Annotated in this window: 1 protein-coding gene; it reads left to right on the top strand. The window is 43.4% G+C overall.

What is annotated here, in order from left to right:
• The coding region (locus WH277_RS05665) for a bactofilin family protein (protein ID WP_339504929.1) at positions 1-450 on the top strand (450 nt) is incomplete at its 5' end.
• Positions 451-647: the final 197 nt, after the last annotated feature.

The following is a 647-nucleotide window of genomic DNA, read 5'->3' on the forward strand; positions in this document are numbered from 1 at the left end:
ACGAAAGAAACCGTTATCTCTATGGGTACTGTATTACGGGGTGAAATTACCAACGAAAATAATATTTCAATCAATGGTCTTGTAGAAGGTGACCTGACCAGCCAGAAGGTGACGCAGATTGGTAAGGAAGGTAAGGTCATCGGGACAGTAAAGTCCGTTAAGTTGGTGGTCAATGGTCTGCTGAAAGGAAGCTGTTATGCCAAGACGGTCGTTATTATGTCACGTGGCAGAATCGAAGGTGAGGTGTTTGCCACCGAGTTCTCCATTGAGAAAGGTGGCGTATTTATAGGAAATTCTCATCAGATTGAAGAGCCACAGCTGCCGACGGAGAAGAAAGAAAAAAAACGGATGGTCACTATGGGTGACCATTCACCTTCTCTAACCGCTGTTGAAAATACGCAGGAAAAAATCGATAGTTCATCAGGAAAAAATGTGGCGGTTGGCAATTAAAAGTAAGCGAAAATCGTTGTTATCTCGATGAATTTCAACTTCTCCCCTGTTTCTGTTAACGCTGGATTCAGGGGAGGGCGTGCTCAGTTAGCTCAATTTTTCGAGTGGTCAATCATCGTCAATTCCAATAAATGTTACACTAGCAGCCTGTATGGTGAGAGAGTCTCGTGATGAGTGAACTGAAGAACGATCGATAT

The organism is Erwinia sp. MYb416, from assembly GCF_037479575.1.
GTDB classification, from domain to species: Bacteria; Pseudomonadota; Gammaproteobacteria; order Enterobacterales; family Enterobacteriaceae; genus Erwinia; species Erwinia rhapontici.